Annotated in this window: 21 protein-coding genes and 1 pseudogene; 8 read left to right on the forward strand and 14 right to left on the reverse strand. The window is 60.9% G+C overall.

Going from position 1 to position 25,416, the window contains the following annotated elements:
• Positions 1-109 precede the first annotated feature (109 nt).
• On the reverse strand, positions 110-964 hold the full coding sequence (locus HHJ18_RS01500; protein WP_296910826.1) for a protein-L-isoaspartate(D-aspartate) O-methyltransferase: 855 nt from the start codon (positions 962-964) through the stop codon (positions 110-112).
• Between the two features lie 19 nt (positions 965-983).
• Positions 984-1,760, reverse strand: a complete 777-nt coding sequence (gene surE / locus HHJ18_RS01505) for a 5'/3'-nucleotidase SurE (RefSeq protein ID WP_296910829.1) — start codon at positions 1,758-1,760, stop codon at positions 984-986.
• Positions 1,761-1,911: 151 nt separating this feature from the next.
• Between surE and HHJ18_RS01510 the strand changes: the two genes are divergently transcribed.
• Positions 1,912-2,886, forward strand: coding sequence for an NADPH:quinone oxidoreductase family protein (locus tag HHJ18_RS01510; protein ID WP_296910831.1), 975 nt, complete (start codon positions 1,912-1,914; stop codon positions 2,884-2,886).
• A 117-nt stretch (positions 2,887-3,003) separates the two neighbouring features.
• Here the strand turns inward: HHJ18_RS01510 and HHJ18_RS01515 are convergent, their stop codons facing one another.
• Entirely contained in the window at positions 3,004-5,112 is a 2,109-nt protein-coding gene (locus tag HHJ18_RS01515; protein ID WP_296910833.1) for an AAA family ATPase, read from the reverse strand.
• Positions 5,113-5,589: 477 nt separating this feature from the next.
• Here HHJ18_RS01515 and HHJ18_RS01520 point away from each other — a divergent pair, with 477 nt between their 5' ends.
• From HHJ18_RS01520 to glp, 5 genes are all read left to right on the forward strand, one after another.
• Positions 5,590-7,023, forward strand: a complete 1,434-nt coding sequence (locus tag HHJ18_RS01520; protein WP_296910835.1) for an aldehyde dehydrogenase family protein — start codon at positions 5,590-5,592, stop codon at positions 7,021-7,023.
• Between the two features lie 97 nt (positions 7,024-7,120).
• A complete protein-coding gene (locus HHJ18_RS01525) occupies positions 7,121-7,882 on the forward strand; it encodes an SDR family oxidoreductase (RefSeq protein ID WP_296910837.1) in 762 nt (253 codons plus the stop codon).
• Between the two features lie 127 nt (positions 7,883-8,009).
• A complete protein-coding gene (gene moaA, locus HHJ18_RS01530) occupies positions 8,010-9,140 on the forward strand; it encodes a GTP 3',8-cyclase MoaA (protein ID WP_296910839.1) in 1,131 nt (376 codons plus the stop codon).
• Between the two features lie 240 nt (positions 9,141-9,380).
• Entirely contained in the window at positions 9,381-10,013 is a 633-nt protein-coding gene (gene mobA / locus HHJ18_RS01535) for a molybdenum cofactor guanylyltransferase MobA (protein WP_296911881.1), read from the forward strand.
• Positions 10,010-11,440 carry a gephyrin-like molybdotransferase Glp gene (gene glp / locus HHJ18_RS01540; RefSeq protein WP_296910841.1) on the forward strand — a complete coding sequence of 477 codons (1,431 nt, stop codon included), beginning with the start codon at positions 10,010-10,012 and terminating at the stop codon, positions 11,438-11,440. Before mobA ends, glp begins: the two co-directional genes overlap by 4 nt.
• Positions 11,441-11,507: 67 nt before the next feature.
• Here the strand turns inward: glp and HHJ18_RS01545 are convergent, their stop codons facing one another.
• From HHJ18_RS01545 to HHJ18_RS01560, 4 genes are all read right to left on the reverse strand, one after another.
• Positions 11,508-14,696 carry an efflux RND transporter permease subunit gene (locus tag HHJ18_RS01545; RefSeq protein ID WP_296910843.1) on the reverse strand — a complete coding sequence of 1,063 codons (3,189 nt, stop codon included), beginning with the start codon at positions 14,694-14,696 and terminating at the stop codon, positions 11,508-11,510.
• Between the two features lie 57 nt (positions 14,697-14,753).
• Positions 14,754-16,097: an efflux RND transporter periplasmic adaptor subunit gene (locus HHJ18_RS01550; protein WP_296910845.1), complete on the reverse strand. Its 1,344-nt coding sequence runs from the start codon at positions 16,095-16,097 to the stop codon at positions 14,754-14,756.
• Positions 16,098-16,390: 293 nt separating this feature from the next.
• Entirely contained in the window at positions 16,391-16,867 is a 477-nt protein-coding gene (gene rnhA / locus HHJ18_RS01555) for a ribonuclease HI (protein ID WP_296910847.1), read from the reverse strand.
• Positions 16,868-16,920: 53 nt separating this feature from the next.
• A complete protein-coding gene (locus HHJ18_RS01560; protein ID WP_296910849.1) occupies positions 16,921-17,757 on the reverse strand; it encodes a class I SAM-dependent methyltransferase in 837 nt (278 codons plus the stop codon).
• Positions 17,758-17,769: 12 nt separating this feature from the next.
• On the opposite strand from HHJ18_RS01560, the gene HHJ18_RS01565 reads away from it, so the two are divergent.
• Both HHJ18_RS01565 and HHJ18_RS01570 read left to right on the forward strand, forming a co-directional pair.
• Entirely contained in the window at positions 17,770-18,240 is a 471-nt protein-coding gene (locus HHJ18_RS01565; RefSeq protein ID WP_296910851.1) for a hydroxyacylglutathione hydrolase C-terminal domain-containing protein, read from the forward strand.
• Positions 18,237-19,778: a transglycosylase SLT domain-containing protein gene (locus HHJ18_RS01570; protein WP_296910854.1), complete on the forward strand. Its 1,542-nt coding sequence runs from the start codon at positions 18,237-18,239 to the stop codon at positions 19,776-19,778. Before HHJ18_RS01565 ends, HHJ18_RS01570 begins: the two co-directional genes overlap by 4 nt.
• A 21-nt stretch (positions 19,779-19,799) precedes the next feature.
• Here the strand turns inward: HHJ18_RS01570 and HHJ18_RS01575 are convergent, their stop codons facing one another.
• The 7 genes and pseudogenes from HHJ18_RS01575 to dnaX form a co-directional block, all read right to left on the reverse strand.
• On the reverse strand, positions 19,800-19,952 hold the full coding sequence (locus HHJ18_RS01575) for a DUF3096 domain-containing protein (protein ID WP_296910856.1): 153 nt from the start codon (positions 19,950-19,952) through the stop codon (positions 19,800-19,802).
• 199 nt (positions 19,953-20,151) lie between these two features.
• Positions 20,152-20,427: pseudogene (locus tag HHJ18_RS01580) on the reverse strand (ABC transporter permease); the annotation flags it as partial.
• A gap of 264 nt (positions 20,428-20,691) precedes the next feature.
• Positions 20,692-21,741, reverse strand: coding sequence for an ABC transporter substrate-binding protein (locus tag HHJ18_RS01585; protein ID WP_296910858.1), 1,050 nt, complete (start codon positions 21,739-21,741; stop codon positions 20,692-20,694).
• Positions 21,742-21,893: 152 nt separating this feature from the next.
• Positions 21,894-22,307 (reverse strand): MAPEG family protein, encoded by a 414-nt coding sequence (locus HHJ18_RS01590; RefSeq protein ID WP_296910860.1) that lies wholly within the window; start codon positions 22,305-22,307, stop codon positions 21,894-21,896.
• A 109-nt stretch (positions 22,308-22,416) separates the two neighbouring features.
• Positions 22,417-23,043, reverse strand: coding sequence for a recombination mediator RecR (gene recR / locus HHJ18_RS01595; protein WP_296910862.1), 627 nt, complete (start codon positions 23,041-23,043; stop codon positions 22,417-22,419).
• Between the two features lie 27 nt (positions 23,044-23,070).
• Positions 23,071-23,403 (reverse strand): YbaB/EbfC family nucleoid-associated protein, encoded by a 333-nt coding sequence (locus tag HHJ18_RS01600; RefSeq protein ID WP_296910864.1) that lies wholly within the window; start codon positions 23,401-23,403, stop codon positions 23,071-23,073.
• 40 nt (positions 23,404-23,443) lie between these two features.
• The gene (dnaX, locus tag HHJ18_RS01605; RefSeq protein WP_296910866.1) at positions 23,444-25,297 is read right to left on the reverse strand and encodes a DNA polymerase III subunit gamma/tau; all 1,854 of its coding nucleotides are present in this window, start codon (positions 25,295-25,297) and stop codon (positions 23,444-23,446) included.
• Positions 25,298-25,416: the final 119 nt, after the last annotated feature.

Consider the following 25,416-nt stretch of genomic DNA (forward strand, 5'->3'; position numbering starts at 1 on the left):
GGCGGCAAGCGAAGCTTCCCTCCGGTGCGGCGTCATATTTTGAATCATGGGTTCTTTCGTCTTCACTTTTGAGCTGATCCTGGCCGGATCTTGAAACACAATGAAATTTTCAGCTTGTGCCTGATTTTAAAGGCACAAAGTGTACGGCTTCCAGCAAGGTTTGCCGGATTCCCTGGGGAGTTTTGTCAACCACCACCAGCGCCTGTGCGCCATTGGCCGATTGCAGCGGCGCCACCAGGCGCCCGCCCATCGCCAGCTGCTCTATCCAGGCCGGAGGAATGGCTTGCCCGCCGGCCGCTGCGATGATGGCCGCATACGGCGCGCCCTTGGCATAACCAATCATGCCGTCGCCAAACAGCAGGTGCACATTGGCCAGGCGCAGCGTGCGCAGGTTCTCTCTGGCCTTGTCGTGCAGGCCGCGCAGCCGCTCAATGCTGTAGACCTCGCTCGCCAGGTGGCTCAGCAGCGCCGCCTGGTAGCCACAGCCGGTGCCAATTTCCAGCACGCGGCCCAGCTTGCCACTGGCGCCAGCACCGTGACGCAGCAATTCCAGCATGCGCGCCACCACATTGGGTTTGGAGATGGTCTGCCCCAGGCCAATCGGCAGGCTGGTGTCTTCATAGGCCTGGTTGGCCAGCGCGCTATCGACAAAGCGGTGGCGCTCCACCGCGCCCATGGCTGCCAGCACCTGCGCGTCGCAAACGCCTTGCGCCGCCAGCTTGCGCAGCATGCGCGCGCGCACCGCCTGCGAGTCCAGCCCGACACTGCCAGAAACGCTGGCCTGAACCGGCTTTTCAGTGCTTTTTTGGCCTTTAGCCCATACAGTGCGGGCGGTAGCAGCTATTAATTTAGTAGCAGACGGCATGCCCGCGTCGGGATTCAGCCGCACTGGAAACGCCGGGCGAAGCGCCAGCACCAAGGGCTTTTTCGTCGGATTGAAAGGCGGCTTGAAAGGAGGCGTCATGCGTGACTGATCAGACCGGTTACTTCAGATCGGCAACGGTTTGCGCCCAGAAAGGCAGCCGCGCGTGATCGGTCAGGTCCACATGAAGCGGCGTGATGGAAATAAAATTCTGGCCGGCCGCGTGAAAGTCGGTGCCCTCACCCGCCTCCTTGGCCAGTCCGGCGCTGCCGATCCAGTACATGGTTTCGCCGCGCGGGCTGGTCTGCGTGATGACGCGCTCGGCCGCATGGCGGCGCCCCAGCCGCGCCACTTTTACGCCCTTGAGCTGCTCGTTCGGCAAATTGGGAATGTTCACATTGAGCAGCCAGGGCGCCAGCATCGGCTGCGCGCCTGCAGCCACCGCTTCCAGCGACGGGATCAGCTGCTGCACCAGCTCTCTCGCGCGCCGCGCCGCCACGTCGATAAAAGCCCAGCCCCTTTCGGTTTGCGAAAACGCGATGGCCGGCACGCCGAACAGGTAGCCCTCCATGGCCGCCCCCACGGTGCCTGAATAAAGCGTGTCGTCGCCCATGTTGGCGCCGTTGTTGATGCCCGAAACTACCAGGTCCGGCCGGTATCCCAGCAGGCCCGTCAACGCGATGTGCACGCAGTCCGCCGGCGTGCCGTTGATGTAGCGAAAACCATTGGTCGCCGTTTGCACATACATCGGCGAGTGCATGGTCAGCGCATTGGATTTGGCGCTGTTGTTTTGCTCGGGTGCCACCACCTCGACGTCGGCGATGGTTTTAAGTGCTTCGTACAGGGCAACAATGCCTGGGGCCTGGTAACCGTCGTCGTTGCAAATTAAAATTTTCATAGCCAGATTCTACGGTCCCAGTGGTGACAGCCGCCGCGCTGAAGAGTGGCATCGATTCTGCGGCTTTTGCCTATGATGCGGAGGAACGCCTTTCGACCTCCTGCCTTGGCGCCATATCCCCATTTCTTCCCTTTCTTTTTGGAGACACCCCATGCATGCCTGGCTTTGTGAAAACCCCACCGGCGTAGACGCCCTGAGCTGGAAAGAGCTGCCCACGCCGCAGCCCAGAGCGGGTGAAGTGCTGATCGAAATCAAGGCGGCCAGCCTCAATTTCCCCGACCTGCTGATCGTGCAGAACAAATATCAGATCAAGCCGCCGCTGCCTTTCGTGCCGGGCTCCGAATACGCCGGTGTAGTGCAAGCCATGGGCGAAGGCGTGCGCAACCTGCAGGTCGGCCAGAACGTTGCCTGTCTGTCGGGCACCGGCGGCTTTGGCACCCACACAATTGCCCCTGCGGCCTTGTGCATGCCGCTGCCCGAAGGGTTTTCGCATGTGGACGCGGCCGCTTTCATCATGATTTATGCCACCTCCTGGCACGCCCTGATGGACCGGGCGCAACTTAAAGCCGGCGAAACCGTGCTGGTGCTGGGCGCCGCCGGCGGCGTCGGCACGGCCGCCATCCAGATTGCCAAGGCGGCCGGCGCGCGCGTCATTGCCGCCGCGTCAAGCGATGAAAAATGCGCGCTGTGCACCACCCTGGGCGCGGACGCCACCATCAACTACACCCGCAGCAATCTGCGCGAAGAAATCAAGCGGCTGACCGATGGCAAGGGCCCGGACGTGATCTACGACCCGGTAGGCGGTCACTATGCCGAGCCGGCTTTGCGCTCCATCGCCTGGCGCGGCCGTTATCTAGTGGTGGGCTTTGCCGCCGGCGCTATTCCCTCGCTGCCGCTCAATCTGGCGCTGCTCAAGGGCGCCTCCATCGTCGGGGTGTTCTGGGGCGATTTTGCCCGGCGCGAACCCAAGGCCAATGCCGCCATGATGGCCGAGCTGGCCAGCTGGTACGCCCAAGGCAAGATCAAACCGGTGATTGACCGCACCATGCCGATGGCAGAATTGAAAGCGGCCTTTGCCCACATGGGCTCGCGCGGCGTGATGGGCAAGCTGGTGATGGTGAACTAGCCCCGACTTCAATCACCCGCTCAGCCGCTATCATTTCAATAGCTGCTTGCGCCCGTATTTATTGGGCTACAGCCGTATTTATACACCCCGGCAGGAGCGGGATCAGCAGCCCGCCGATCACGCCAGCACAGGGGGAGCGCATTCGAAGCGGCGAATTGCGTCAAGGGCCTGGCGCAAGGTCATGTCACCGGCCTGCATCAGCGCGGTGGTCAGGTGTTCGGTCAACGCCTTGTGCTGTGTCAGCGTGGCTTTGGTTTCGCTGTACAGCCGCTCGCTTTGCGCCTCCATGATGCCGCGCGTCTCCTCGTCGGGCTGGGCACTGGCGCCGTCTTTGCCAAGCGCTGCATAGTTCAATCGCGTCTTGCGGTACATGCCCATCTCGCCCACCGCGTGGTGCAGTAGCCTGGTGACGCGTGTAATGTCGTTATGGGCGCCGTTGGTGGTGCCGTCTTCTCCGAAAAACAGCTCCTCGTTGGCCATGCCCGCAAGCAGCACGCGCGCCTCGTGCTCCATGTCGCCCTTGGTCTTGAGCAGGTTTCTGCCTTGCTTATGAAAGACAAAGCCCAACGCATTGGTGCGCGGGTTGGCTTTCAACGAAATCTTGATGGTTGTCATCTCGGCCAGAAGGGTGTCCCAGTTGCCATGGGCCAACTCGCGTTCGCGCTGGAAGTCCATCAAAAAATGGCCCCACTCGTGAACCGCGATGATGCGCCGGTCGCGATCTCGCTCTTTGGTGGTGCTGTCGTTGACGTTGCCGACCAGCACGCGCTCGGCGGCCCGCATCAAAGTGTCGGCGCTGATCATTTCGCCGGCCTGAACCGCAATGATGCCGGCCTGATTGACCATGGTTTCCAGGTCGGCCGGACTGCTGCCTTCGGTCAGTTCGACAAAGTGGCGCAGATCCAGATCAGGCAGCACCTTGTCGGCGCGCTGGCGCAGGTAGTGCCCGATGATGGCGAGCCGCTCCGCCGGGTTGGGCATGCGAAAGTCCACCTTCATCTGAAAGCGGCGCAACATGGCCTCGTCCATCTGCTGATTTTCGGAATTGAAGTTGGACGCAACAATCCAGATGATTTCGGTGTCGGATGTGGTGCGAACGCCGTCCAGCACGGCCAGCAGCATGTTCTGCGTATCGTCATCAAACTTGCGGTTGCCGCCGCGCCGCATGAACAGGTCTTGCGCCTCGTCCAAAAAGACAATGCAGCGCTTGCGCCGCGCGGCCAGCGCCAGGATGCGCGACAAGGTCTGGGAGCCGCCCCCGACAAAGCCGGTTTCAAGATTCGCGGCCGATTGAAACAGGATGGGCAGGCCCAGGTCCTTGGCCAGATAGCTGGCCAGCTTGGTCTTGCCGGTTCCTGCCGGGCCGCTGAACATCACGTTAAAAGGCTTGTTCACGCCGTAGGCTGCGTACTCTGCGCGGCGCTCGTACTGGTCCCGTATCTGCGCCACCTCGGCCTTGATGTCGTCCATGCCGATCAGGTCCGTGATGTCGCCGCTGATCTCGGCGGGCGCGAGGAACTTCAGGGCCTTGCGCTGCCCACCCATCTGAAACCACAAAAAAGCCAACAAACCCACCGTAAAGGACGCCGAAAGCATGGCACTGACACCAGCTTTCCAGGAGTCCTGTTCCGACTGCGGGCGGGCTTCGCCAAAGCGCTGCTCCAGGCGCGCCAACACTTCAGCGCTGGCACTGTCCAGCGCGGCTTTGGGAACGAAGGTCAGCTTGCCGCCCCAGGGGGCGGTGACCGCCTTGTCGGTGAGGATTTTGGTTTCCATGTCGGACGGATAGTAGGCATATTGCTTGCCTTGCGACTCGATCAATACAAAGCGCTCGGAAACGGTCCAGAGAATCGGCCGGTAAATGATGGTGATGCGCGCGACTGGGTTGGCATCCAGAAAACTCAGCACCGACCCAGTGCCAAATACCACCGGCAAGGCCTTGTTGTAGCTCCAGACCGCTTCGCCATTCGCGCCCGTCGTGGCCATGGCTTTAACCTCGTCGGCCATTTTTTCCTGGCGCATCCAGGTTGCCCACGAGTAAATAGCGGTCAATGGAATCATCAGCGCGATGGCCAGCAGCGTCAGCTTCAGGCCACGTGACTGAACTGACCACCAGTCCTGCAAACGGCTTAGCGTGTTCCTGATCCGGTTAAGCAGGCCCGATGGTGCGTCAGCTGCTTCGTCTGCCGGGTTGGCAGCGCTCCTGCCTCGTGATAAATCGGTCATCGTTTCTTTCCTGTCAAATAGTGTGACGCCCGCCGTTTGAACGCTGGTGGCTGCAAATAACTGGCTTGGTTGGGGGCGAAGCGTGCGTCGCCTGTGGGGAATGTGCCGGGGAGTCAGGGCGGGGAGGTGTGAAAAGCACGTCACGTCGCCTGTCTTGAAAGCACTAATTTGTAGGTTCAATCCTACACAAAAATCAGATTTCTTGACGTTAAGTTTGGTAAACGGCGCTGAGCCCTGCGAAGTTGCCACCTTGGCGTGACTGCCGGCGCAATCGCCTCAAAGGCGCAACAGGTCAGCGGTTAGCGGCAAGCCGGCTGGTGGCAAGACGCAACCTGAAACGGTGGCGGCGGCGCCGAGCCAAAAGGCCAGACACAAAATGCTATCGATTTAATAGCTATTTCCGCCCATGAACAATGGGCTTGGGGCCTTTTTAGCCCATTTTTTTTAAATCGGCCGGTTTCGCGCAAAATCAAAGGCATGCAACTCAATTACATCGCCAATGCATCGGTTCCCTCCTCTTCCGGCAAAACCATTCCTGTCATCGATCCCTCAGACGGCCAGGTTTTTGACGAGATCCAGCGCAGCAATGCCCATGACATCGACGTGGCCGTGGGCAGTGCCAGGGACTGCCTGGAGCTGGTCTGGAGCCGCCTCAGCGCGGCCGAGCGCGGCCGCCTGCTGATGCGGCTATCAGTCAAAGTGGCCGAGCACGCCGAAGAACTGGCGCTGATCGAGCAGCGCGACTGCGGCAAACCTGTCACGCAGGCGCGTGCCGATGCGGCGGCGCTGGCGCGCTATTTCGAGTTCTACGCCGGCGCCTGCGACAAGCTGCAGGGCGCCACCCTGCCCTATCTGGCCGGCTACAGCGTGATGACCTGGCGCGAGCCGCACGGCGTCACCGGCCACGTCATTCCGTGGAACTACCCGATGCAGATTTTTGGCCGCAGCGTGGGCGGTGCGCTGGCAGCCGGCAATGTCTGCGTCGTCAAGCCGGCCGAAGACGCCTGCCTGTCGCTGATCCGCGTCGCGCAGTTGGCCGCTGAAGTCGGCTTTCCGGCTGGCGCCATCAACATCGTGACCGGCTACGGTCATGAAGTGGGCGACGCCCTGGCGCGCCACGCCGGCATTGACCACATCAGCTTCACCGGCAGCCCCTCGGTCGGCACGCTGATCCAGCAAGTGGCGGCGCTACGCCATTGCCCCGTCACGCTAGAGCTGGGCGGCAAAAGCCCGCAAATCGTGTTTGCCGATGCCGATCTGGACGCGGCCATTCCCGCCATCGTCAACGCCATCGTGCAAAACGCCGGGCAAACCTGTTCGGCCGGCTCACGCCTGCTGGTGGCGCAAAGCATTTACGAGCCGCTGCTGGAGCGTCTCGGCCACGCTTTCGAAAACCTGCGCGTCGGCCCCGCTGCGATGGACCTGGACGTGGGCCCGCTGATTCGCCAAAGCCAGCAGCAACGCGTCTGGGATTTCCTGAGCGACGCCCACGTCGCAGGCATCCCCATGGTGGCGCAGGGCCAGATCGTTGATGAAGCACCCGACAGCGGCTTTTACCAGGCCCCGACGCTGCTGCGCGATGTGCCGGTGATGCACCGGCTGGCGCAGGAAGAAGTATTTGGCCCGGTGCTATGCGCCATGAGCTTTAACGACGAAGACCACGCCGTCGAACTTGCCAACGCCACGCAGTTCGGCCTGGTGGCCGGCATCTGGACGCGCGACGGCGCACGCCAGTTTCGCATGGCCAAGCGCGTCAAAAGCGGCCAGGTCTTCATCAACAACTACGGCGCCGGCGGCGGCGTGGAACTGCCGTTTGGCGGCGTGAAATCATCGGGCTACGGGCGTGAAAAGGGCTTTGAGGCGCTGTATGGATTTACCACACTGAAGACGCTGGCTATCAAGCACGGCTGAGCGCGAAAATTGAATGAAATCAGCCGCTAGCCCATATACAGCGGGCGCAAAGCGCTATTAAATCAGTAGTAAGTTAAAACCAACGGAAAGACCATCCATGCGCGTTAAAGACAAATCCATCATCGTCACTGGCTCCGGCGGCGGCATTGGCGAAGGCATCGCCAGGCGACTGGCCGCTGAGGGCGCCAAGGTGATCGTCAACGACATCAACGTGGCGCTCGGCGAAAAAGTCGTGGCGGCCATCGTCAAGGCGGGCGGCACGGCCTCGTTTTTTGCCGCCGATGTCACGAAGTCTGCCGAGGTCAAGGCGCTGGTCGCTGCCGCCGTGCAGCGCTACGGCAAGCTCGACGTGATGGTCAACAACGCCGGCTGGACGCACCGCAACCAGCCGGCGCTCGACGTGAGCGAAGACGATTTTGACAAGTGCTACGCCATCAACGTCAAAAGCATTTACCTCGCCACCATTCATGCCACGCCGGTGTTTCGCAGTCAGGGCGGCGGCAGCTTCATCAACATTGCCTCCACCGCCGGGGTGCGTCCGCGCCCGGGCCTGACCTGGTACAACGGCTCCAAGGGCGCTGTCATCACCACCTCGAAGTCGCTGGCGGCCGAACTCGGCCCCGACAACATCCGGGTGAACTGCATCAACCCGGTGTTCAATCCCGACACCGGCTTGTCGGTCGAATTCGCCGGTGGCCCGCTGGATGAAGAGCGCAAGGCGCGCTTTCGCGCCAGCATTCCGCTGGGGCGTTTTTCCAGTGCGCTCGATGTGGCCAACGCGGCGCTCTACTTGGCCAGCGACGAGGCTGATTTCATCAGCGGCGTGTGTATCGAGGTGGACGGCGCGCGCTGCGTTTAGCTGTTTAGGGGCTTGCGAGCAGCGCTTCAAGGCTATATTGTTCATAGCGTGCCAGTCGGGGGAATAAGGCCGGTCCCCGGCCATTGCTTGGCTCAATGGAGTAAATTCCAGCTGAAGCCTTTACACCATGACAGAAAACACCAACAAAATCATCCCTGTCGCAGACATGCGCTACGCGAGCCGCGTGCCGTCGATTCCTGCCCAGCTGCTGGCCCCCACCGGCCTGCTCAGCGACACGCGGGGCCGGCCGCTGCGCGATTTGCGCATCAGCGTGACGGACCGCTGCAATTTTCGCTGCAATTACTGCATGCCGCGCTCGGTGTTTGACAAGGACTACGCGTTTTTGCCGCAAAGCTCGCTGCTGAGCTTTGAGGAAATCACCCGGCTGGCGCGTATTTTTGTGGCGCATGGCGTTCAAAAAATCCGGCTGACGGGCGGCGAGCCCTTGCTGCGCAAACACCTCGAGGTGCTGATCGAGATGCTGGCCAAACTGCAGACGCCCGCCGGCAAGCCGCTAGACATCACGCTGACCACCAACGGCTCTTTGCTCGCCAAAAAGGCGCAATCGCTCAAGGATGCCGGCTTGCAGCGCGTGACGGTGAGCCTTGATGGACTGGACGACGCCGTTTTTCGCCGCATGAACGATGTGGATTTTCCCGTGATCGATGTGCTTAAAGGCATCGAAGAGGCGCAAAAAGTCGGCCTGGCGCCGATCAAGATCAACATGGTGGTCAAGCGCGGCACCAATGACGCCGAAATACTGCCGATGGCGCTGTATTTCCGTTACACCGGCTCGGTATTGCGCTTCATCGAATACATGGACGTGGGCGCCAGCAACGGCTGGCGCATGGACGAGGTGTTGCCCTCCGCGCAAGTCATAGAGCGCCTCAGCGCTGAGTTTCCCTTGACCGCCATTGACCCGGGCTACGCCGGTGAAACCGCAGCGCGCTGGCGCTATGCCGATGGTGCTGGCGAAATTGGCGTGATCAGCAGCGTCACGAAGGCCTTTTGCAGCGACTGCAACCGCGCCAGGTTGTCGACCGAAGGCAAGCTGTTTTTGTGCCTGTTTGCCAGCCAGGGACACGATTTGCGCGCGCTGCTGCGCGGCGGTTTCGCCGACGAACAAATCGCCGCAGCGGTCGGCCCGATCTGGCAGACGCGCGGTGACCACTATTCGGAACTGCGCGCCGCCCTGCCCGCTGATGTGGGTCTGGGTGACGGCGCGCGGCGCGTGGAAATGAGTTACATCGGAGGTTAGAGTGGCCCCCACGCTTGTCGCTTCGCGCACTACGCTGCCCCCCAAGGGGGCTGTGTGCCGCGGCTCCAAGCCTGCGATGCAGGCTTGGACGGCACGCAAAAGGGCTGCGCCTCGCAGCCCGGCGCCTGCAGCCCGGCAAAGCCGGTTCTGCGGCCCTGGCTGGTATTGGACTGCTGCGGTCACCGCGGCCGCCCCCACACTTTTCACTTCCCCTTGGAGAATTTTTTGACCAACGTTGACATGAATGCCCCACTGCATATTGAGGCCATCACCGGCGTGATTCTGGCCGGTGGACGCGGCTCGCGCATGGGCGGCGTGGACAAGGGTCTGCAAAACTTCAACGGCGTGCCGCTGGCTTTGCACACGCTGATGCGGCTGTCGCCGCAGGTCGGCGAGATCATGATCAATGCCAACCGCAACCTGTCCGCTTACGAGTCTTTTGGCGTTCCGGTCTGGCCCGACGCTACCTCGCTGGGCGAGTACGCCGGGCCGCTGGCCGGGTTTCTCACGGCTCTGGAGCGCTGTGAAACGCCCTACCTGCTGACCGTGCCCTGCGACACCCCGCTGTTTCCGGACGACCTGGTAGCCCGCATGGCCGAGGGCTTTGCGCGCGATGATGCTGACTTTGCCGTGGCCGCAGCGCTGGAGGAAGACGGGCAACTGAGGCCGCAACCGGTGTTTTGCCTGATGCGTTGCGGCATGCTGGAAAGCCTGGTGCGTTTTACGCAAGGCGGTGGCCGAAAAATTGACGCCTGGACGGCGCAGCATAAAACCGTCGTCGTGCCTTTTGACCAGCCCGGCGACGACACGCATGGTTTTTTCAATGCCAATACGCTGACCGAGCTGCACCAACTCGAATCCCGCCTGCCGTGAAAACGCTGCAACAGATTGCCGCCGAGCTGCAGGGCTACGACCCGCAGGCCCTGTCTGCCGAGCAGGTGCTGGCCTTTTTGTCCAGGCTCGTCACGCCGGTTCAGGACATGCTTGAACTGCCGCTGTTTGAAGCGCTGGGCCGCGTGCTGGCTGAAGACGTGATTTCGCCGTTTGATGTGCCGCCGCACGACAACTCGGCGATGGATGGCTACGCATTTGCTAGCCATGAATGGGCCCCCACGCTTGTCGCTTCGCGTACTACGCTGCCCCCCGAGGGGGCTGAACTTGCTTGGGGCGGCCCGGCGCTGCGTTCGCCGCGCCCCAACGCTGCACTTGAATTGCAGGTGGTAGGCACGGCGCTGGCGGGCAAGGCCTGGCAGGGCTCCGTCAAGCCCGGCGAATGCGTCAAGATCATGACCGGCGCCATCATGCCGCAGGGCCTGGACACCGTGGTGCCGCAGGAGTTCGTCAAGCTCAGCCAAGTCGGCGAGAGCAGCCGCATCAGCATTCCGCCTGGTTTGCTAGCCGCCGGCGACAACCGCCGGCTGCGCGGAGAAGACCTCATGCAGGGAAAACCAGCGCTACAAAAAGGTGAGCTGCTCACGCCCGCCCGCCTTGGGCTGGCGGCCTCTTTGGGCCTTAAGACCGTGAAAACCTGGCGGCCGCTGCGAGTCGCCTACTTTTCAACCGGCGACGAAATTTTGTCGCTCGGAGAAGCGCCGCGTGAAGGTGCCGTTTACGACAGCAACCGCTACACCGTCTTTGGCCTGTTAAGCCGCATGGGCTGCCAGGTGATAGACATGGGCGTGGTGCGCGACGACCCGGCACTGCTGGAGGCGGCCTTTACCAGCGCCGCGGCGCAGGCCGACGCCATCATCACCTCGGGCGGTGTCAGCGTGGGTGAGGCGGACTACACCAAAACCATGATGAAAAAGCTCGGCGATGTAGCATTCTGGCGCATTGCGATGCGGCCCGGCCGCCCGATGGCCGTGGGTCGCATATTATCTATAAAATCGGCCTCTAGCCCAATAGCTACGGGCGCAAGCAGCTATAAAAATAATAGCAATCCTGATGGCGCCGTGCTGTTTGGTCTGCCCGGCAACCCGGTGGCGGTGATGGTGACTTTTCTGGCCTTTGTGCGCCCGGCCCTGCTGCAAATGATGGGCGCCAGCGCCGTGCCGGCGCCGCTGCTGAAGGCGCGCAGCCTTGAAGCCATTCGCAAAAAGCCGGGCCGCACCGAATACCAGCGCGGCTGGGTATCGACCGCGTCCGACGGCTCTTTGCACGTCAAAACCACCGGCAGCCAGGGTTCTGGCGTGCTGCGTTCCATGGCCGAGTCCAACGGCCTGATGGTGCTGCACCACGCCCAAGGCAATGTCGCCGTCGGCGATGACGTCGATGTGATGATGTTTGACGGCGTGATCTGAAGCCTGGCGGAACAGAGCGCCAGCTGCACCACTGCAACCAGCGGCAGCTTATTCGATAGTCTGGTGACTACTTGGCCACCTGCTCCGCAGGCTTCGGGTGCGCCTCCGGCTGGAGGCTGGCGACGGCTTGATTGGCGCCCGGTATCAGCTTTCGGGCAAACAAGCTGTACATGGTGGGCACCACGAAGATGGTCAGCAAAGTGCCCAGCGACATGCCGCCCACAATCACCCAGCCAATCTGGGTGCGGCTTTCAGCACCCGCACCATGGGCCAGCGCCAGCGGCAAGGCGCCCAGCACCATGGCGCCGGTGGTCATCAGGATGGGCCGCAGGCGCTGCGAAGACGCTTTGACCAGCGCATCAATCATCTCCATGCCCTGCCCGCGCAGCTGGTTGGTGAACTCGACGATCAAAATGCCGTGCTTGGTGATCAGGCCGACCAACGTGATGAGTCCGATCTGCGAATAAACGTTGAGCGATCCGCCGCTCCATTTGAGCGCCAGCAGCGCGCCAATCATCGACAGCGGCACCGACAGCATGATCACCAGCGGGTCGACAAAGCTTTCAAACTGCGCGGCCAGCACAAGAAAAATGAACAGCAGCGCCAGCACAAACACTATTGCCAGCGCGCCTTGCGAGTTCCTGAACTCGCGCGACGTGCCGTTCAGGTCCGTGCTGTAGCCGGCCTGCAGCACCTTGGCCGAGGTCTGGTCCATAAACCTGATCGCTTCACCGAGCGAATAGTCTGGAGCCAGACTGGCGGTGATGGAAACCGAGCGGCGCTGCCCGAAATGGTTCAGTTCGCGCGGTGAGACGCTTTCACGCACCTTGACCATGGCCGAGAGCGGGATCATGGCGTCTACACCTCCTTTTTGGCCGCGTACATAAATGCGGTCAATGTCCTCGGGGGTATTGCGGCCGCGCGCCTCGGTCTGCACGATCACGTCGTACTGCTCGGCGTCGCGCTTGTAGCGGGTCACGTTGCGGCCTCCCAGCAGCGTCTCGACCGCCTTGGCGACCACCTCGACGCTGACGCCAAGGTCGCCCGCCTTGTCGCGTTCGACTTCGATGCGCAGCTCGGGCTTGTTCAGCCGCAAGTCCACATCGGGCGACACGATACCTGGGTTTTTGGCGATCTCCGCCAGCATCTGTGTCACCACGGTGTTGAGGTTCTGGTAGCTGTCGGAGGTCTGGATCACAAAATTGAGAGGCCGCTCGCGAAAGCCCTGGCCCAGTGAAGGCGGCGTGATCGGAAATGCCGTGACACCCGGCAGCGCGTTGAATTTGGGTTGCAGCTCGCGTGCGATGTCCAGTGTGGAGCGCTTGCGCGCATCCCAGTCGACGGTGCGGTACACCACAGAGGCCTGCGCCACGGTCGGGTTGCCAACGCTGGCGAAAATACGGTCGAACTCCTGGTAGGGCTGGCCGATGGCTTCGAGCGCCTGCGCGTAGCGGTTGGTGTAGTCCAGCGTGGCGCCGTCCGGGGCGTTGACGTTGGCCAGAATCACGCCGCGGTCTTCCAGCGGTGAGAGTTCCTGCTTCATGGTGGGAAACACCAGCGCAATGGCCAGCGCGCTGGCCAGCATGAGCGCGACAACAAGCCAGCGCGCCTGCAGGATAAATCCAGTGATGCGCTGGCCCAGCCCGGGCTGGCGCTGGCCGGGCGCATCCGCGGGTGGCTGATAGCGGGCGCTGACGACCCAGCGCAGCGCAGCGCCGTAGCGCCCGGACAGCGCCGTTAGCAACTTCTCCATGCCCCGGTCGAAGCGGTTGGGTTTGGGGTTGTGCCGCAGCAGCAGCGTGCACATCATCGGGGTCAGCGTCAGCGCGACAAAACCCGAGACCAGCACCGCGCCGGCCAGCGCCAACGCGAATTCAACAAACAGGCGACCGGTGCGTCCCGGTGTGAATGCCAGCGGCGCATACACCGCCACCAGCGTCGCCGTCATGGTGACAATGGCAAAGCCAATTTCCCGGGCACCCTTGATGCCGGCGGAAAAAGGATCCATGCCCTCTTCGATGTGCCGGAAGATGTTTTCCAGCATCACGATGGCATCGTCCACCACCAGGCCGATCGCCAGCACCAGCGCCAGCAAGGTCAGGGTGTTGACGCTAAAGCCGGCCAGCGACATCAAAGCAAAGGTGCCGACCAGACTGACCGGAATGGTGACGAGGGGAATGATGGACGCACGCAGCGTGCGCAAAAACACAAAGATCACCAAAGCCACCAGCACAATCGCCTCGATGATGGTGGTGTAGACGTTTTTGACGGAGCGGTCTATGAACACCGAGTTGTCATTGGCCACGTCAACCAGCAGGTCAGGCGGCAGGTCGGCCTTGAGCTTGGGCAGAACCTCGCGCACCCCCTTGGACAGGTCCAGCGGATTGGCGGTGGCCTGACGAATCACGCCGACCGCGACGGCAGATCGCCCGTTCAGCCTGACGGCGGTACGTTCGTCTGCTGCGCCTTCCTGCACCCTGGCCACATCTTTCAGTTTGACGGCAAAGCCGTTGATGTTCCTGATCACGATCTCGCCAAACTGGGCCGGCTTGACCAGAGCGGTCTGCGAGGTCACGCTGAACTCGCGCTGCTGCGATTCAATCCGGCCGGCCGGCAGTTCGAGGTTGCTGCGGCGAATCGCGTCTTCGACATCCTGCGTCGTCAGGCGGAAGGCGGCCAGCCGGTCGGAGTCCAGCCAGACGCGCATGGCGTATTTGCGTTCCCCAAAAATGCGGACATCGGCGACGCCCGTTACGGTTTGCAAACGCGGCTTGACGATGCGGTTTACCAGATCGTTGATTTGCAGCGGTGTCATCGATTCGCTGGAAAAGGCAATCTGTATAACGGGAAACGCATCGGCCTCGACCTTGGCGATGACCGGCTCTTCAATCGCCTGGGGCAGCCGGTTGCGCACGCGTGAAGTGCGGTCGCGCACCTCGGCGGCGGCGGAGTCGGCGTCTTTCTCTAAACGGAAACGCACGCTGATCTGCGCCTGGTCGGCGCGGCTGATTGAGGTAATCACGTCCACCGCATCAATGCCGGCGATAGAATCTTCTAGCGGCTTGGTCACCTGCGACTCGATGACCTCTGCCGAAGCGCCGGCGTAGCGCACGCTGACGGTGACGACGGGTTCATCGATCTTCGGATACTCGCGCAACGACAGGCGGTTAAAACTCACCGCGCCGACCAGCACGATGAGCAGCGACAGCACCGTGGCGAAGACGGGGCGGCGAATGGAGACTTCAGCGAGTTGCATAAGCGTAGGAGGCGTCAGTCACTCGGGGGAAAGCTTAGGTTTGGATTCGGCTAAAGCTCAGCGGGGATCGCGCGGCGCCGCAGGGGCCGGACGATGCGCCCGGGTAGCGGCCTCGTTGACCGGCACTAGCGCCGAGGGTGCTTCGGAAACCGGCACGCCGCAGGGGTTCGGGCCCGCCAATGCGGGCGCTGGCGCCGCTTTGGCAGGCGCAGTTCCAGCATCCCCGGTGCGCGGATCTGTCGCCGGGCGAGACGAAGGGCTGCTGGCCAGTTCCACCACGCTGACCGCGGTCCCATCACGCTGTATCCGTTGCTGCCCCGTCGTTACCACGGTGTCGCCGGGTTCCAGCCCTTCAATGATTTCTACCTTGCCAGGGCTGCGCAGGCCGACCTTGACCTCGATGCGCTGGGTCGTTTTGCTTTGCCCATCCGGGCTATCGAGCAGCTTGATGACAAACTGCTTGCCAGCTTGCGGAACAATGGCTTCTTCGGGAACTACCCGCGCGTTGTCGCGCACGGCAAAGACGGTGGTAACGCGGGCAAACATGCCGGGCCGCAATTGCAGCGGGCGGTTGTCAATACAGCCGCGCACACCGACAGAACGGCCGTTGGCATCAATCAGCGGGTCAATCGCCTGGATCTGCGTGGTGTATTGACGGCCGGGCAGCGCATCAATATCGAGTTGGGCCGTCTGGCCGCGCTTGAGCTTGGGCTGAAACCGCTCGGGCAGCCTGAAATCTACAAAAATGGCTTCAATGTCTTCGATATTGACGATGTCCGCACCGTCTTTCAGGTAGTCGCCGACGTTGACCTGACGAATGCCGGCAATGCCGTCAAACGGTGCGACGATTTTCAGGCGCGCCGCAGTGGCCTTGGCCAGCGACAGCTTGGCTTGCGCCACTTGCAGGTTGGCAGCGCTTTCATCGAGCGAACGCTGGCTGATGAAGTTTTGCGCCACCAGATCCTGGTTGCGCTTCTGGTTGGCTTGGGCAATCGACAGTTCGGCTTGGCTTTGCTGGACTTGCGCCAGTTGCAACTGATCGTCAAACTGCACCAGTACCTGCCCTTTTCGCACGCGTTGGCCATCGGTGAAATTAAGCCGGGTGATGCGCCCACTGACCTCCGGGCGCAGCACGACGCCCCGGCGCGAACGCAGGCTACCCACGGCCTGCGTGCTGTCGGTAAGGCGGCTGATCTCTACCCGAGCCACCTCCACCGCCGGCAGCTTGCCGTTGGCAACGCCATTGGCAACGCCATTGGCAAGCCCTTGCGTCGGCCCGATGGCCAATGACGCCATGGCAGCGCGGTCATCGGCTTTAGATTTCTGGTACCACCAGGCCGCGCCCGAGGCGGCGGCAATGCCAGCAATAGCGACCACGGTGTAAATTGCTTTGGATGCCATGAAGAATTAAAGAGAAGGAAAAGCCGCCTTGGGACAGTTAACTTGTTATGAATGGAAACAAGCTTTCAATGTAGCAGGACGGCACGAAGTCTGCGGGGTTTGCGGGGCTTCATTGAGGGGACGCGAGACCAGCTTTACCCATGCTTCACCACCCTTTAGCCCGGATGCAGCAGTTGACCACTTGCATCGCCTGCCCAAGCAGCAAGGGCATTGACGACAGTCTGATCCCGAGTTTTCGCCGTGCTTCCCTGTCCGCACTGGCCGCACAATGACGTGCGATTTCGGAGTCGCTTTTAAATGCGGCCCAGCGCTCGCTCCACGCCTTTGTTGGCCAGCGCATCGGCACGCTCGTTGCCGGGGTCGCCGTTGTGACCCCTGACCCAGCGCCAATCGATGGTGTGGCCACTCGATACCAGCAGCGCATCGAGCCGCTGCCACAAGTCGACATTTTTGACGGGCGCTTTGGCCGCCGTGCGCCAGCCCCGAGCTTTCCAGCCATGGATCCACTCGGTGATGCCCTTGAGTACGTACTGGCTGTCAAGGTAAAGGGTAATGTTGCAGGGTCGTTTCAGTGCGGCCAGCGCCTCGATGACCGCAGTCATTTCCATGCGGTTGTTGGTGGTGCCCATCTCGCCACCAAACAGCTCCTTTTCGGTGCTGCCAGTGGCCAGCAAAGCGCCCCAGCCCCCCGGTCCAGGATTACCTTTGCAGGCGCCATCGGTGTATATCACGACTTGTTGTGCTTGCTTGCTTGCTGGCGAATCGGTCATGCGTTTTTTGAGTTTCAGGAAATTTCAGGGAGAGCGGAACTGATCAAAAAGAATCAAGCCTGAGGCTTGGCGCGGGTCACGGGCTCTTTGTTGACTACGGCAACTGGTGCCGCCCCCGGCGCTTTACGCGTTTTCCAGGCGGGCTCGAGCAAACGGACGCCGCGCACGCGCTTAACGGCAACCAGAAAGTAGACCGCCCCTAAAATAGGCCACCAGCGCTCGCCGGCCCCATCCATCCAGTCAAAGCGATCCAGCCATTTCTGACTGGTCAGTGCGGGGCGGTAACAACCAAAGCGCCCTGACTCTACCTCAAAGTCAAGCAGCCTGAGCCAGTCGCGCAGGCGCCAATAACCTATGAATTCGCCCGTCTTGGGCAAAAACATGTCGTCGTAACCCAAGCGTTGGTAAAAATGGCCCCGCCGCTGACGCAAACCCCACAAGCTGGTCGGATTGAACCCGCTGATGACCACACGACCTTCAGGAACCAGTACGCGCGCGACTTCGCGCAAGGTAGCATGGGGGTCGCTGCTGATCTCAAGCGTATGCGGCAAGACCACCAGATCGAGGCTGTTTTCGGGAAACGGCAGCGCCTCTGAAGCGCAGACCAGTGCGACACGCGGGGAACTTACCGAACCAGCGAAAGTCCTAGGGCTAGCTGATTCATCGGGTTGAAGGAAAGGTCCTTGTGGCAGTTCTGAAGTTGAAGCGAGCCATTTGTGCGGCATGCGATTGGTTTGCAGGCCATTGAACTCGGGCAGGCCTAATTGCATTGCATGGTAGCCAAAAATATCGCTGACCGCCTCGTCGAAATTCGCGCGTTCCCAGCTCATTAGATAACGGCCTGGCGCGGTCTTCAACCAGTCGGTAAAACCTATAATTTCTGTGTTCATCAAAACCACTGCATGTATTTGATTCCTGTTCCCGCTTTTGCCGACAACTATCTGTGGCTGCTCCATGACGGCAAACGCGCTCTAGTCGTAGATCCAGCCGAAGCCCCGCCCGTGCTGCGCATCCCTGCGCAGCTCGGGCTTCATCCAGAGTCGATTCTAGTCACGCACCACCATGCCGATTACACGGGTGGCGTCTATGCAGGCCGGGAACGTCAAGTATCTAAAAATCCAGTCGCAGAGCGCGTGCCCTATCGCCTTCCCGCAGTAAAGCAAGCGGCTGCGAAATTCGCGCAGTGGCCAGACCAAAAACGTGGGCGCCGCAGGCTTCGCGCAATGAAAATAGCTCAGAATCTGCTGGTCAACCCCTTCTTGCGAACCCGGCAAGCCTCTATCATGGAAGTTGCCCGCCGTTTCGATGCGTCAACTCATGACGACAACATCGTATTTGCTGCCATCCGGCATTGGAAAAACCAATTCAAATGACGCCTCACTCCCGAATCGCTGCTTCTTTTTCTTTTTCTCATTCACGTTTTGCTTCGTTTGTCCTCCTTCTCGCACTGGCGCTGCTGACCGGTTGCGCCACCAAACCACCAGGCCTGCCCGATGACCCGGTGCTCACGACGGGAACGGGCACGCGGTCGGAAACCATCCCGCCAACACTGATTCCAGATGTCCCCCTGCAAGCCATTACGCCCGGCCAGACGGGATCGCGGCAGATTGCACAGACAGAACCACCCAAGGAACTGTGGGACCGCATTCGTCGTGGCTTTGCCATGCCCAACCTGGAAAACGAGCTGGTGACGGACCGCGAGCAATGGTATGCAAGCCGGCCGGACTACATCGGGCGAATGACTGGGCGCTCCAGCAAGTATCTGTTTCACATCGTTGAAGAGCTTGAGCGCCGCCAGATGCCCACAGAACTGGCACTGCTGCCTTTCATCGAAAGCGCCTTCAACCCCCAAGCGGTTTCCAGCGCAAAAGCGGCCGGCATGTGGCAATTTATGCCAGCTACCGGGAAAGACTACGCCTTGAAGCAAAATGTTTTCCGCGATGACCGGCGCGACGTATTGGCCTCCACGCGCGCGGCGCTCGACTACCTGCAACGGCTTTACGGCATGTTTGGTGACTGGCATTTGGCCCTGGCTGCTTACAACTGGGGGGAAGGCAGCGTCGGCCGCGCCATCGCCAAGAACCAGAAAGCAGGCTTGGGGACCAGTTATAGCGACCTCAACATGCCGGCGGAAACCAGACTTTACGTGCCCAAACTGCAGGCCGTCAAAAACATTGTGGCCAACCCGCAAAACTTCAGCACCGAACTTCCGCTGATTGAAAACCACCCTTATTTCCAGCAGGTACGGATCTCGCGAGACATCGACGTCGCGCTCGCCGCGCGGCTGGCCGACGTGAAAATTGAGGACTTCAAGGCGCTCAATCCTTCGGCTCACCGTCCGGTCATTCTTGCCGCGGGCACGCCTCAAATTTTGCTGCCATGGGACAACGCTCTGGTATTTCAGCGCAACTTTGACGCCTACACCCAGGGCCAGTACGCCAGTTGGACCGCATGGACGGCTCCCAGCACCATGAACCCGACTGAAGCGGCGCGGCGCACCGGCATGAGCGAAGCTGAACTGCGCGGCGTCAACAACATACCGCCACGCATGCTCATCAAGGTCGGCTCAACCTTGCTGGTGCCGCGTTCGGCCAAGATGGAAACCGACGTGACCAGCCATGTCGCGGACAACGGTCAAGTCTTGCTGGCCCCCGAAATCGTTACGCGTCGCACGACGGTCAAGGCCCGCAAGGGCGAATCGGTTACGACCATCGCCCAACGCTATGGATTGAGCGCTACCAGCGTGGCCACTTGGAACAACGTCGGCGCTTCTTCAGCTTTCAAAAAGGGGCATCCAGTCGTGGTGTTCCTCCCCCTAAAAAGCCGCGCATCTGCGCCAAGCCGTGGCAATATCAAAGCGATTAATCGCAACAGCACTCGGGCAGTAGCGAAATCAAAAAGACGGCGTTAAGCCTGGGAGGCCGGGCCGGTTTTAAAGCCGAAACGATCCGGTCCCGAACAAGCCAATCAGACCGATGACAATCAGGTAAATCGCTACGATGTAGTTCAGCAGGCGGGGCATGAGGAGAATTAAAATGCCCGCGACCAGTGAGACGATGGGACCGATGTGAAGTGACAGATTCATGGTGTTTCCTTGTTGTTTGGCTAGCCGGCTCGCCGCCGCCCCTACGCGCTAAAAACTAGGCTATAGAGACCATCACGAAGAACACTTTTACCACTGTACGCAGCTGCAGGGTGCCCAGTTGTAGGACGACAGGAAGAGTTGCAAACCGTTGTTCGACAGGGCTCTGCACCAGCAGATAGTCGTAATACGGGTCCTGACGTTTTTCGGTTTCTGCGCTGCGTGGCTGACATTTCATGAGACGTTTTTCCAACGTTCCAACCAGGCCGTCCAGCAGCAGCGCGAAGGCAGCACCACGATGCCGGCGAATACGCTATTGACATCAAAGGTGCCTTCAGCCAGCAGGATGAGGTAGCGCACCCCGCGCGCCGAGCCAGAATATGCACCAACCGACCGCCCCGCCTAAAAACGCCAGCCCCGCGGACGTGTGCAGGCTGGACAACACACAACTGGTGGTGATCGGCAGATAGACGTTGCGCGTTGATGCCGCGTTTCAGGTCTGGCCAAACATCCTTATCACACCCGAGTGCCACCAGACGGCGACGATGTTAAGCGGCGAGGGTTATCGCAGCCCGTGGGGCCGACCAGTGACACAAACGCACTGGCATCGACCCGCAGTGTGGTGTCGCTGACAGCGGTATAGCGCTGGTGCATATCAGCGCGCGACACGAATGGCTGGAGCCTGTGACGGGCCGACCAACCCCGAAGCGGGCCGGCAGCCAGTGCGTCTGGCAGAAACGACTCAAGCCTTGTAGCGCTCTTTTGCGCGGCGTGCAAACTCGTTGGTGTAGGTTTTGGCAATGTCGATTTTTTCGGGCTTGATGCTCGGGTCAAAGCTGCTCAGGGCCTTCAACGCGGTGAGTACGCCATCGTCCGGAATGATGCCGTCAAGCGAGATCGATTCGCGCACCTTGTTGAATGACGCCAGGTACAGCCCGCGGTCCCCCAGCAAGTAGCTTTCCGGCACGGTCTTGATAATGTCTCCCGGACCGGCTGTTTGCAACCACTTCAGGCCATGCACGATGGCATTGGCCAGCGCTTGGCAAGTGTTGGGGTTCTTCTTGATGAAATCCGTTGGCGCATACAGGCAGGCCGCCGGCATGGGGCCGCCAAATACTTCCATCGTGCCCTTTAACGTGCGCGTGTCGCTAATGATTTTGACTTCGCCTTTTTGTTCCAGCATGGTCATGATCGGATCGGTATTGCTCATCGCGTCTATTTGGCCCGAGCGCAGCGCGCTAAGTGCGCCGCCTGCCGAGCCGACCCCGACGAAGCTCACGTCGGTGGCTTTCAGGCCACCGCGTGACAGCACCAGGTTGGCCATCATGTTGGTGGATGAGCCGGGCGCAGAAACACCGATTCTTTTTCCCCTCAGGTCGGCAATCGATTTGTAGTCAGGCATGTTTTTGGTGGAAACGCCAAACGCAATTTGCGGCGCCCTGCCCTGCAGCACAAAAGCCTGAAACATCTGGTTCTTGGACTGCAGGTTGATGGTGTGCTCATAGGCGCCTGAGCACACATCGGCCGACCCGTCCACAACCGCCTGCAAGGCCCGCGCGCCACCGGCAAAGTCACTGATCTCCACCTCCAGGCCTTCGATTTTGAAATAGCCCAGCTGCTCGGTAATCGTCAGCGGCAAATAATAAAAAGCGGCCCTGCCGCCTACGGAGAGGGTAATTTTTGATTTCTCAAGCCTGGACTGCGCGCGCAACGCCGGCAGCGCGAGCGCAGTGGCGACCAATGCGGTGCCTCCGGTAAAAGTTCGGCGGGAAATGAGGGCTTGGTAATTCATACTGGGACCTCTCCATATCTTTTTTTGACCCACACAAGCTTATCGGGACGAAAAAAAACCCACATCGGGATGATCCCGTGCGGGTTTTTACCGAAGACTTTGGAATGGTTACCAGCGCTTACCTTGGCCTTGATGGCCCGGCCCGCGGACCATCAGCGGTAGCCCGTAAAAAGAATGCCAATATTGACGAGCAGCGCCAAGGCCCAGATCACTGAGCGCGCCTTGGCCAAGTCAGCGACATACATCATGATGTAGCCGATGCGCAGCACGACAAACATCAGCGCCAGGATGTCCAGCCGGGTTTGCCCCGCCTGTAGCAGGTGCGCAATGATGACGGCCGCAAAGAAAAATGGCAGGGCCTCAAAGGTGTTGGCCTGCGCCGCGTTGGCTCGGGCGCGCCAGTCGGTTTGCCGCGCCAGCCAGCTGCGCGGGTTGTTGTTGTCGTAACCTCCGTCGCGTTGGGTCGTGCGCAGCATGCCGGACTTGGCAATGCCTGCGCATACAAAGGGTAACAACGCTGCGATCAGCACGCACCAATAGGCAACGGTGAAACGGGCAAAGGTCATGAGGAAATTTCTTTTTATTTGAGTTGGCTAGCTGCTGCTCATTGCGCGTCGTCAGCTATCAAAATAATAGCGGCTCACGCCCGTAATACTGGGGCAAACGGCGACGGGCTCACCTTCTGTCAATCAGCGCGTGCGCGATGGTACCCAAATCGACATATTCGAGTTCACTGCCCACTGGCACGCCGCGTGCCAGCCGCGTGACCTGCACGCCACGGCTTTTCAGGGCTTGGGCAATTACATGCGCGGTGGCCTCGCCCTCGGCCGTGAAATTGGTGGCCAAAATGACTTCCTGCACTTCTCGCGACGCTGGCGCCAAGGGCTCGCCGCACGCATCCTTGGGCACCACCCGGTCAAACAGTATTTGCAGGCCTATGTCATGGGGACCAATGCCATCGAGTGGGCTGAGCTTGCCCATCAACACAAAGTAAAGGCCCCGATAGGCCCGCGTGCGCTCTAGTGCCGCTTGATCGGCCGGCGTCTCCACCACACAAAGCTTGCTGCGGTCACGTTGCAGGTTGGCGCAGGTGGCGCAAACTTCCTGCTCGGTCAGGGTGTTGCACAAGGTGCAGTGCTTGATGCTGTTGACGGCGTGTTCCATGGCCCGCGCAATCTGCAGCGCACCGGGCTTGTCGTGCTGCAGCAGATGGAAAGCCATGCGCGCGGCCGACTTCGCGCCCACCCCTGGCAGCTTGCGCAGTGCCTGGGTTAGACCTTCAAGAGCATTCGATTCAGCCACTGCAGCTTGTTGCCAGGTCAGCGGAATTCAGAAAGGCATCTTCATGCCGCCGGGAAGGCTGGGCATGCCTGCCGTCAGCTTGCCCATTTTTTCCTGGCTGACCTCTTCGGCCTTGCGCACGGCGGCGTTGAAAGCAGCTGCCACCAGGTCTTCGAGCATGTCTTTGTCTTCGGCCAGCAAGCTGGGATCGATCTCAATGCGTTTGACATCGTGTTTGCAGGTCATCGTGACCTTGACGAGGCCCGCGCCGGCTTCTGCCGTCACCTCCACAAAAGCCAGTTCGTCCTGCGCCTTTTTCAGGTTTTCCTGCATCGCCTGCGCCTGTTTCATGAGGCCGGCAAGTTGTCCTTTGTTAAACATGGTGATTCCTTTAAATCGGGGTTCTACAAACTGGTGCTGATCATATCGGCTTGGACGCAAGCGGCTTGATGCTGCCCGGAACGATTTTGGCGCCCCAGTCGCGAATCAGGCCCTGCACCAGAGGGTCGTTGTAAATCATCTCTTCGGCGCCGCGCTGGCGCTCGGCAAGCGCGGCGGCGTTGCGGCGTGCCGGGGTATCGCTCACAGTGCCCACTTCCACGGCCAGCTGCACGGCAGTGTCGCCCAGCACTTGGTGCAGTGCGGCCTGCAGCTTGTCCCGCGCGGAGGGCTGGCTCAGCGACTCGCGCTCAACGCGCAAGGTCCACACGCCACCCTGCTGGCTGCGAAGTTCAGACTGCAAGGCCAACTCGCGCGTCAGCGCGGCCACCGCTTCGGCGGCCACCAGCTGGCTTACAGCCTGGCTCCAGACGTCGCCGAGTGAACTATCCGCCGGGGCGGCGCTCACATTGGTCAGAGCAGGCTGCAGGCGCGACGTAGCCGCAGCTGACAACTCCACCGACGCTCCTGAATTGATAGCTGGTAGCGCCCGTTCTGATTGGGCTAGAGCCAGATTTGACTCCTTAATCGGGACTAAAGCAGTGCCAGGCAGTGGCACTGGCTCTGCAACTGGCACCGGTGTCGCTGCTGATACCCGCTTGTGTGACGCGACAGGAGCGCTGGCTTCGACCGCTTCGATCCGGCCCAAGGCAGGAAGCTCAGGCTGCGGCTTTTTTGGGTGCGCGGCGGCACTCCCCGCCGCGGGGGCCTGTGCAGCCGCCACTTTCCCGGCCGGTTTGAAGGCCAGCAGGCGCAGCAGCACCATGGTCAGTGCGGCGTATTCATCGGGCGCCAGGCCCAGTTCGCCACGGCCATGCAGGCACAGGCTATAGAGCAACTGGGTTTCATCAGACGGCAGGGAGTGGGCCAGCCGTGCCGTTTCAGCTATTTCGGGGTCCGCATCATCATCGCCAGCGGCCATCTCAGGCACCGCCTGCAGCACCGCCATGCGTTGCAGCACGGTCGTCATTTCTTCCAGCGTTGAAGCGGCACTCAGGCCATTGAGGCGCAGCGCTTCAGAGGTTTCCACCACGGTGCGGCCATCGCCACGCGCCAGCGCATCGAGCAGCCGAAACACATAGCTGCGGTCCACGCTGCCCAGCATGGTGCGCACGCTGGCTTCATCCAGTTGGCCCGAACCAAAGGCAATCGCCTGGTCGGTCAAAGACAGCGCGTCACGCATGGAGCCACGCGCCGCGCGCGCCAACAGGCGCAGCGCCTGCGGCTCAGCCGGCACGTTCTCCAGAGACAGCACCTGCACCAGGTGTTCAAGCACCGTCTCGGGCGCCATCGGCCGCAAATTGAACTGCAGGCAGCGCGACAGCACGGTGGCCGGCACTTTTTGCGGGTCGGTCGTGGCCAGCACAAACTTGAGGTATTCGGGCGGCTCTTCCAGCGTCTTGAGCATGGCGTTGAACGCTGTGTTCGTGAGCATGTGAACCTCGTCAATCATGAACACCTTGAAGCGTCCCACCACCGGCTTGTAAACCGCCTGTTCCAGCAGCTGCGCAATTTCATCCACCCCCCGGTTGGACGCCGCGTCCAGCTCGGTGTAGTCAACAAAGCGACCGCTGTCAATGTCCAGGCAGGCTTGGCAGACGCCGCAAGGCTGGTCCGTGATGCCCCCCTGCCCATCGACGCCCGTGCAATTAAGCGACTTGGCCAGAATGCGCGAAATCGTCGTCTTGCCCACGCCCCGAGTTCCGGTGAACAGATAGGCATGGTGCAAGCGCTGGGTGCTGAGCGCATTGCCCAAGGCCTGCACCACATGCGACTGCCCCACCATTTCAGAGAAATTTCGGGGGCGGTATTTGCGGGCAAGAACGAGATAGGACATGCAGATATTCTAAATTGGCCGGGAAGCCCCTCCGGTATAGACCTCAAAGGGCCAACGCGCTGTGCCGGGACTGATCAACAGCCACGCGGACATCATTCGCGTAAATTATTTTTACCCGG

Origin of the sequence: Polaromonas sp., assembly GCF_012927455.1 — a bacterium.
Classification (GTDB): Bacteria; Pseudomonadota; Gammaproteobacteria; order Burkholderiales; family Burkholderiaceae_C; genus Polaromonas.

Bases quoted from the DNA above. Each gene is read 5' to 3' on its own strand.
- HHJ18_RS01500 (WP_296910826.1), bottom strand. From the start codon at position 964: ATGACGCCTCCTTTCAAGCCGCCTTTCAATCCGACGAAAAAGCCCTTG.
- surE (WP_296910829.1), bottom strand. From the start codon at position 1,760: ATGAAAATTTTAATTTGCAACGACGACGGTTACCAGGCCCCAGGCATT.
- HHJ18_RS01510 (WP_296910831.1), top strand. From the start codon at position 1,912: ATGCATGCCTGGCTTTGTGAAAACCCCACCGGCGTAGACGCCCTGAGC.
- HHJ18_RS01515 (WP_296910833.1), bottom strand. From the start codon at position 5,112: ATGACCGATTTATCACGAGGCAGGAGCGCTGCCAACCCGGCAGACGAA.
- HHJ18_RS01520 (WP_296910835.1), top strand. From the start codon at position 5,590: ATGCAACTCAATTACATCGCCAATGCATCGGTTCCCTCCTCTTCCGGC.
- HHJ18_RS01525 (WP_296910837.1), top strand. From the start codon at position 7,121: ATGCGCGTTAAAGACAAATCCATCATCGTCACTGGCTCCGGCGGCGGC.
- moaA (WP_296910839.1), top strand. From the start codon at position 8,010: ATGACAGAAAACACCAACAAAATCATCCCTGTCGCAGACATGCGCTAC.
- mobA (WP_296911881.1), top strand. From the start codon at position 9,381: ATGAATGCCCCACTGCATATTGAGGCCATCACCGGCGTGATTCTGGCC.
- HHJ18_RS01545 (WP_296910843.1), bottom strand. From the start codon at position 14,696: ATGCAACTCGCTGAAGTCTCCATTCGCCGCCCCGTCTTCGCCACGGTG.
- HHJ18_RS01550 (WP_296910845.1), bottom strand. From the start codon at position 16,097: ATGGCATCCAAAGCAATTTACACCGTGGTCGCTATTGCTGGCATTGCC.
- rnhA (WP_296910847.1), bottom strand. From the start codon at position 16,867: ATGACCGATTCGCCAGCAAGCAAGCAAGCACAACAAGTCGTGATATAC.
- HHJ18_RS01560 (WP_296910849.1), bottom strand. From the start codon at position 17,757: ATGAACACAGAAATTATAGGTTTTACCGACTGGTTGAAGACCGCGCCA.
- HHJ18_RS01565 (WP_296910851.1), top strand. From the start codon at position 17,770: ATGTATTTGATTCCTGTTCCCGCTTTTGCCGACAACTATCTGTGGCTG.
- HHJ18_RS01570 (WP_296910854.1), top strand. From the start codon at position 18,237: ATGACGCCTCACTCCCGAATCGCTGCTTCTTTTTCTTTTTCTCATTCA.
- HHJ18_RS01575 (WP_296910856.1), bottom strand. From the start codon at position 19,952: ATGAATCTGTCACTTCACATCGGTCCCATCGTCTCACTGGTCGCGGGC.
- HHJ18_RS01585 (WP_296910858.1), bottom strand. From the start codon at position 21,741: ATGAATTACCAAGCCCTCATTTCCCGCCGAACTTTTACCGGAGGCACC.
- HHJ18_RS01590 (WP_296910860.1), bottom strand. From the start codon at position 22,307: ATGACCTTTGCCCGTTTCACCGTTGCCTATTGGTGCGTGCTGATCGCA.
- HHJ18_RS01600 (WP_296910864.1), bottom strand. From the start codon at position 23,403: ATGTTTAACAAAGGACAACTTGCCGGCCTCATGAAACAGGCGCAGGCG.
- dnaX (WP_296910866.1), bottom strand. From the start codon at position 25,297: ATGTCCTATCTCGTTCTTGCCCGCAAATACCGCCCCCGAAATTTCTCT.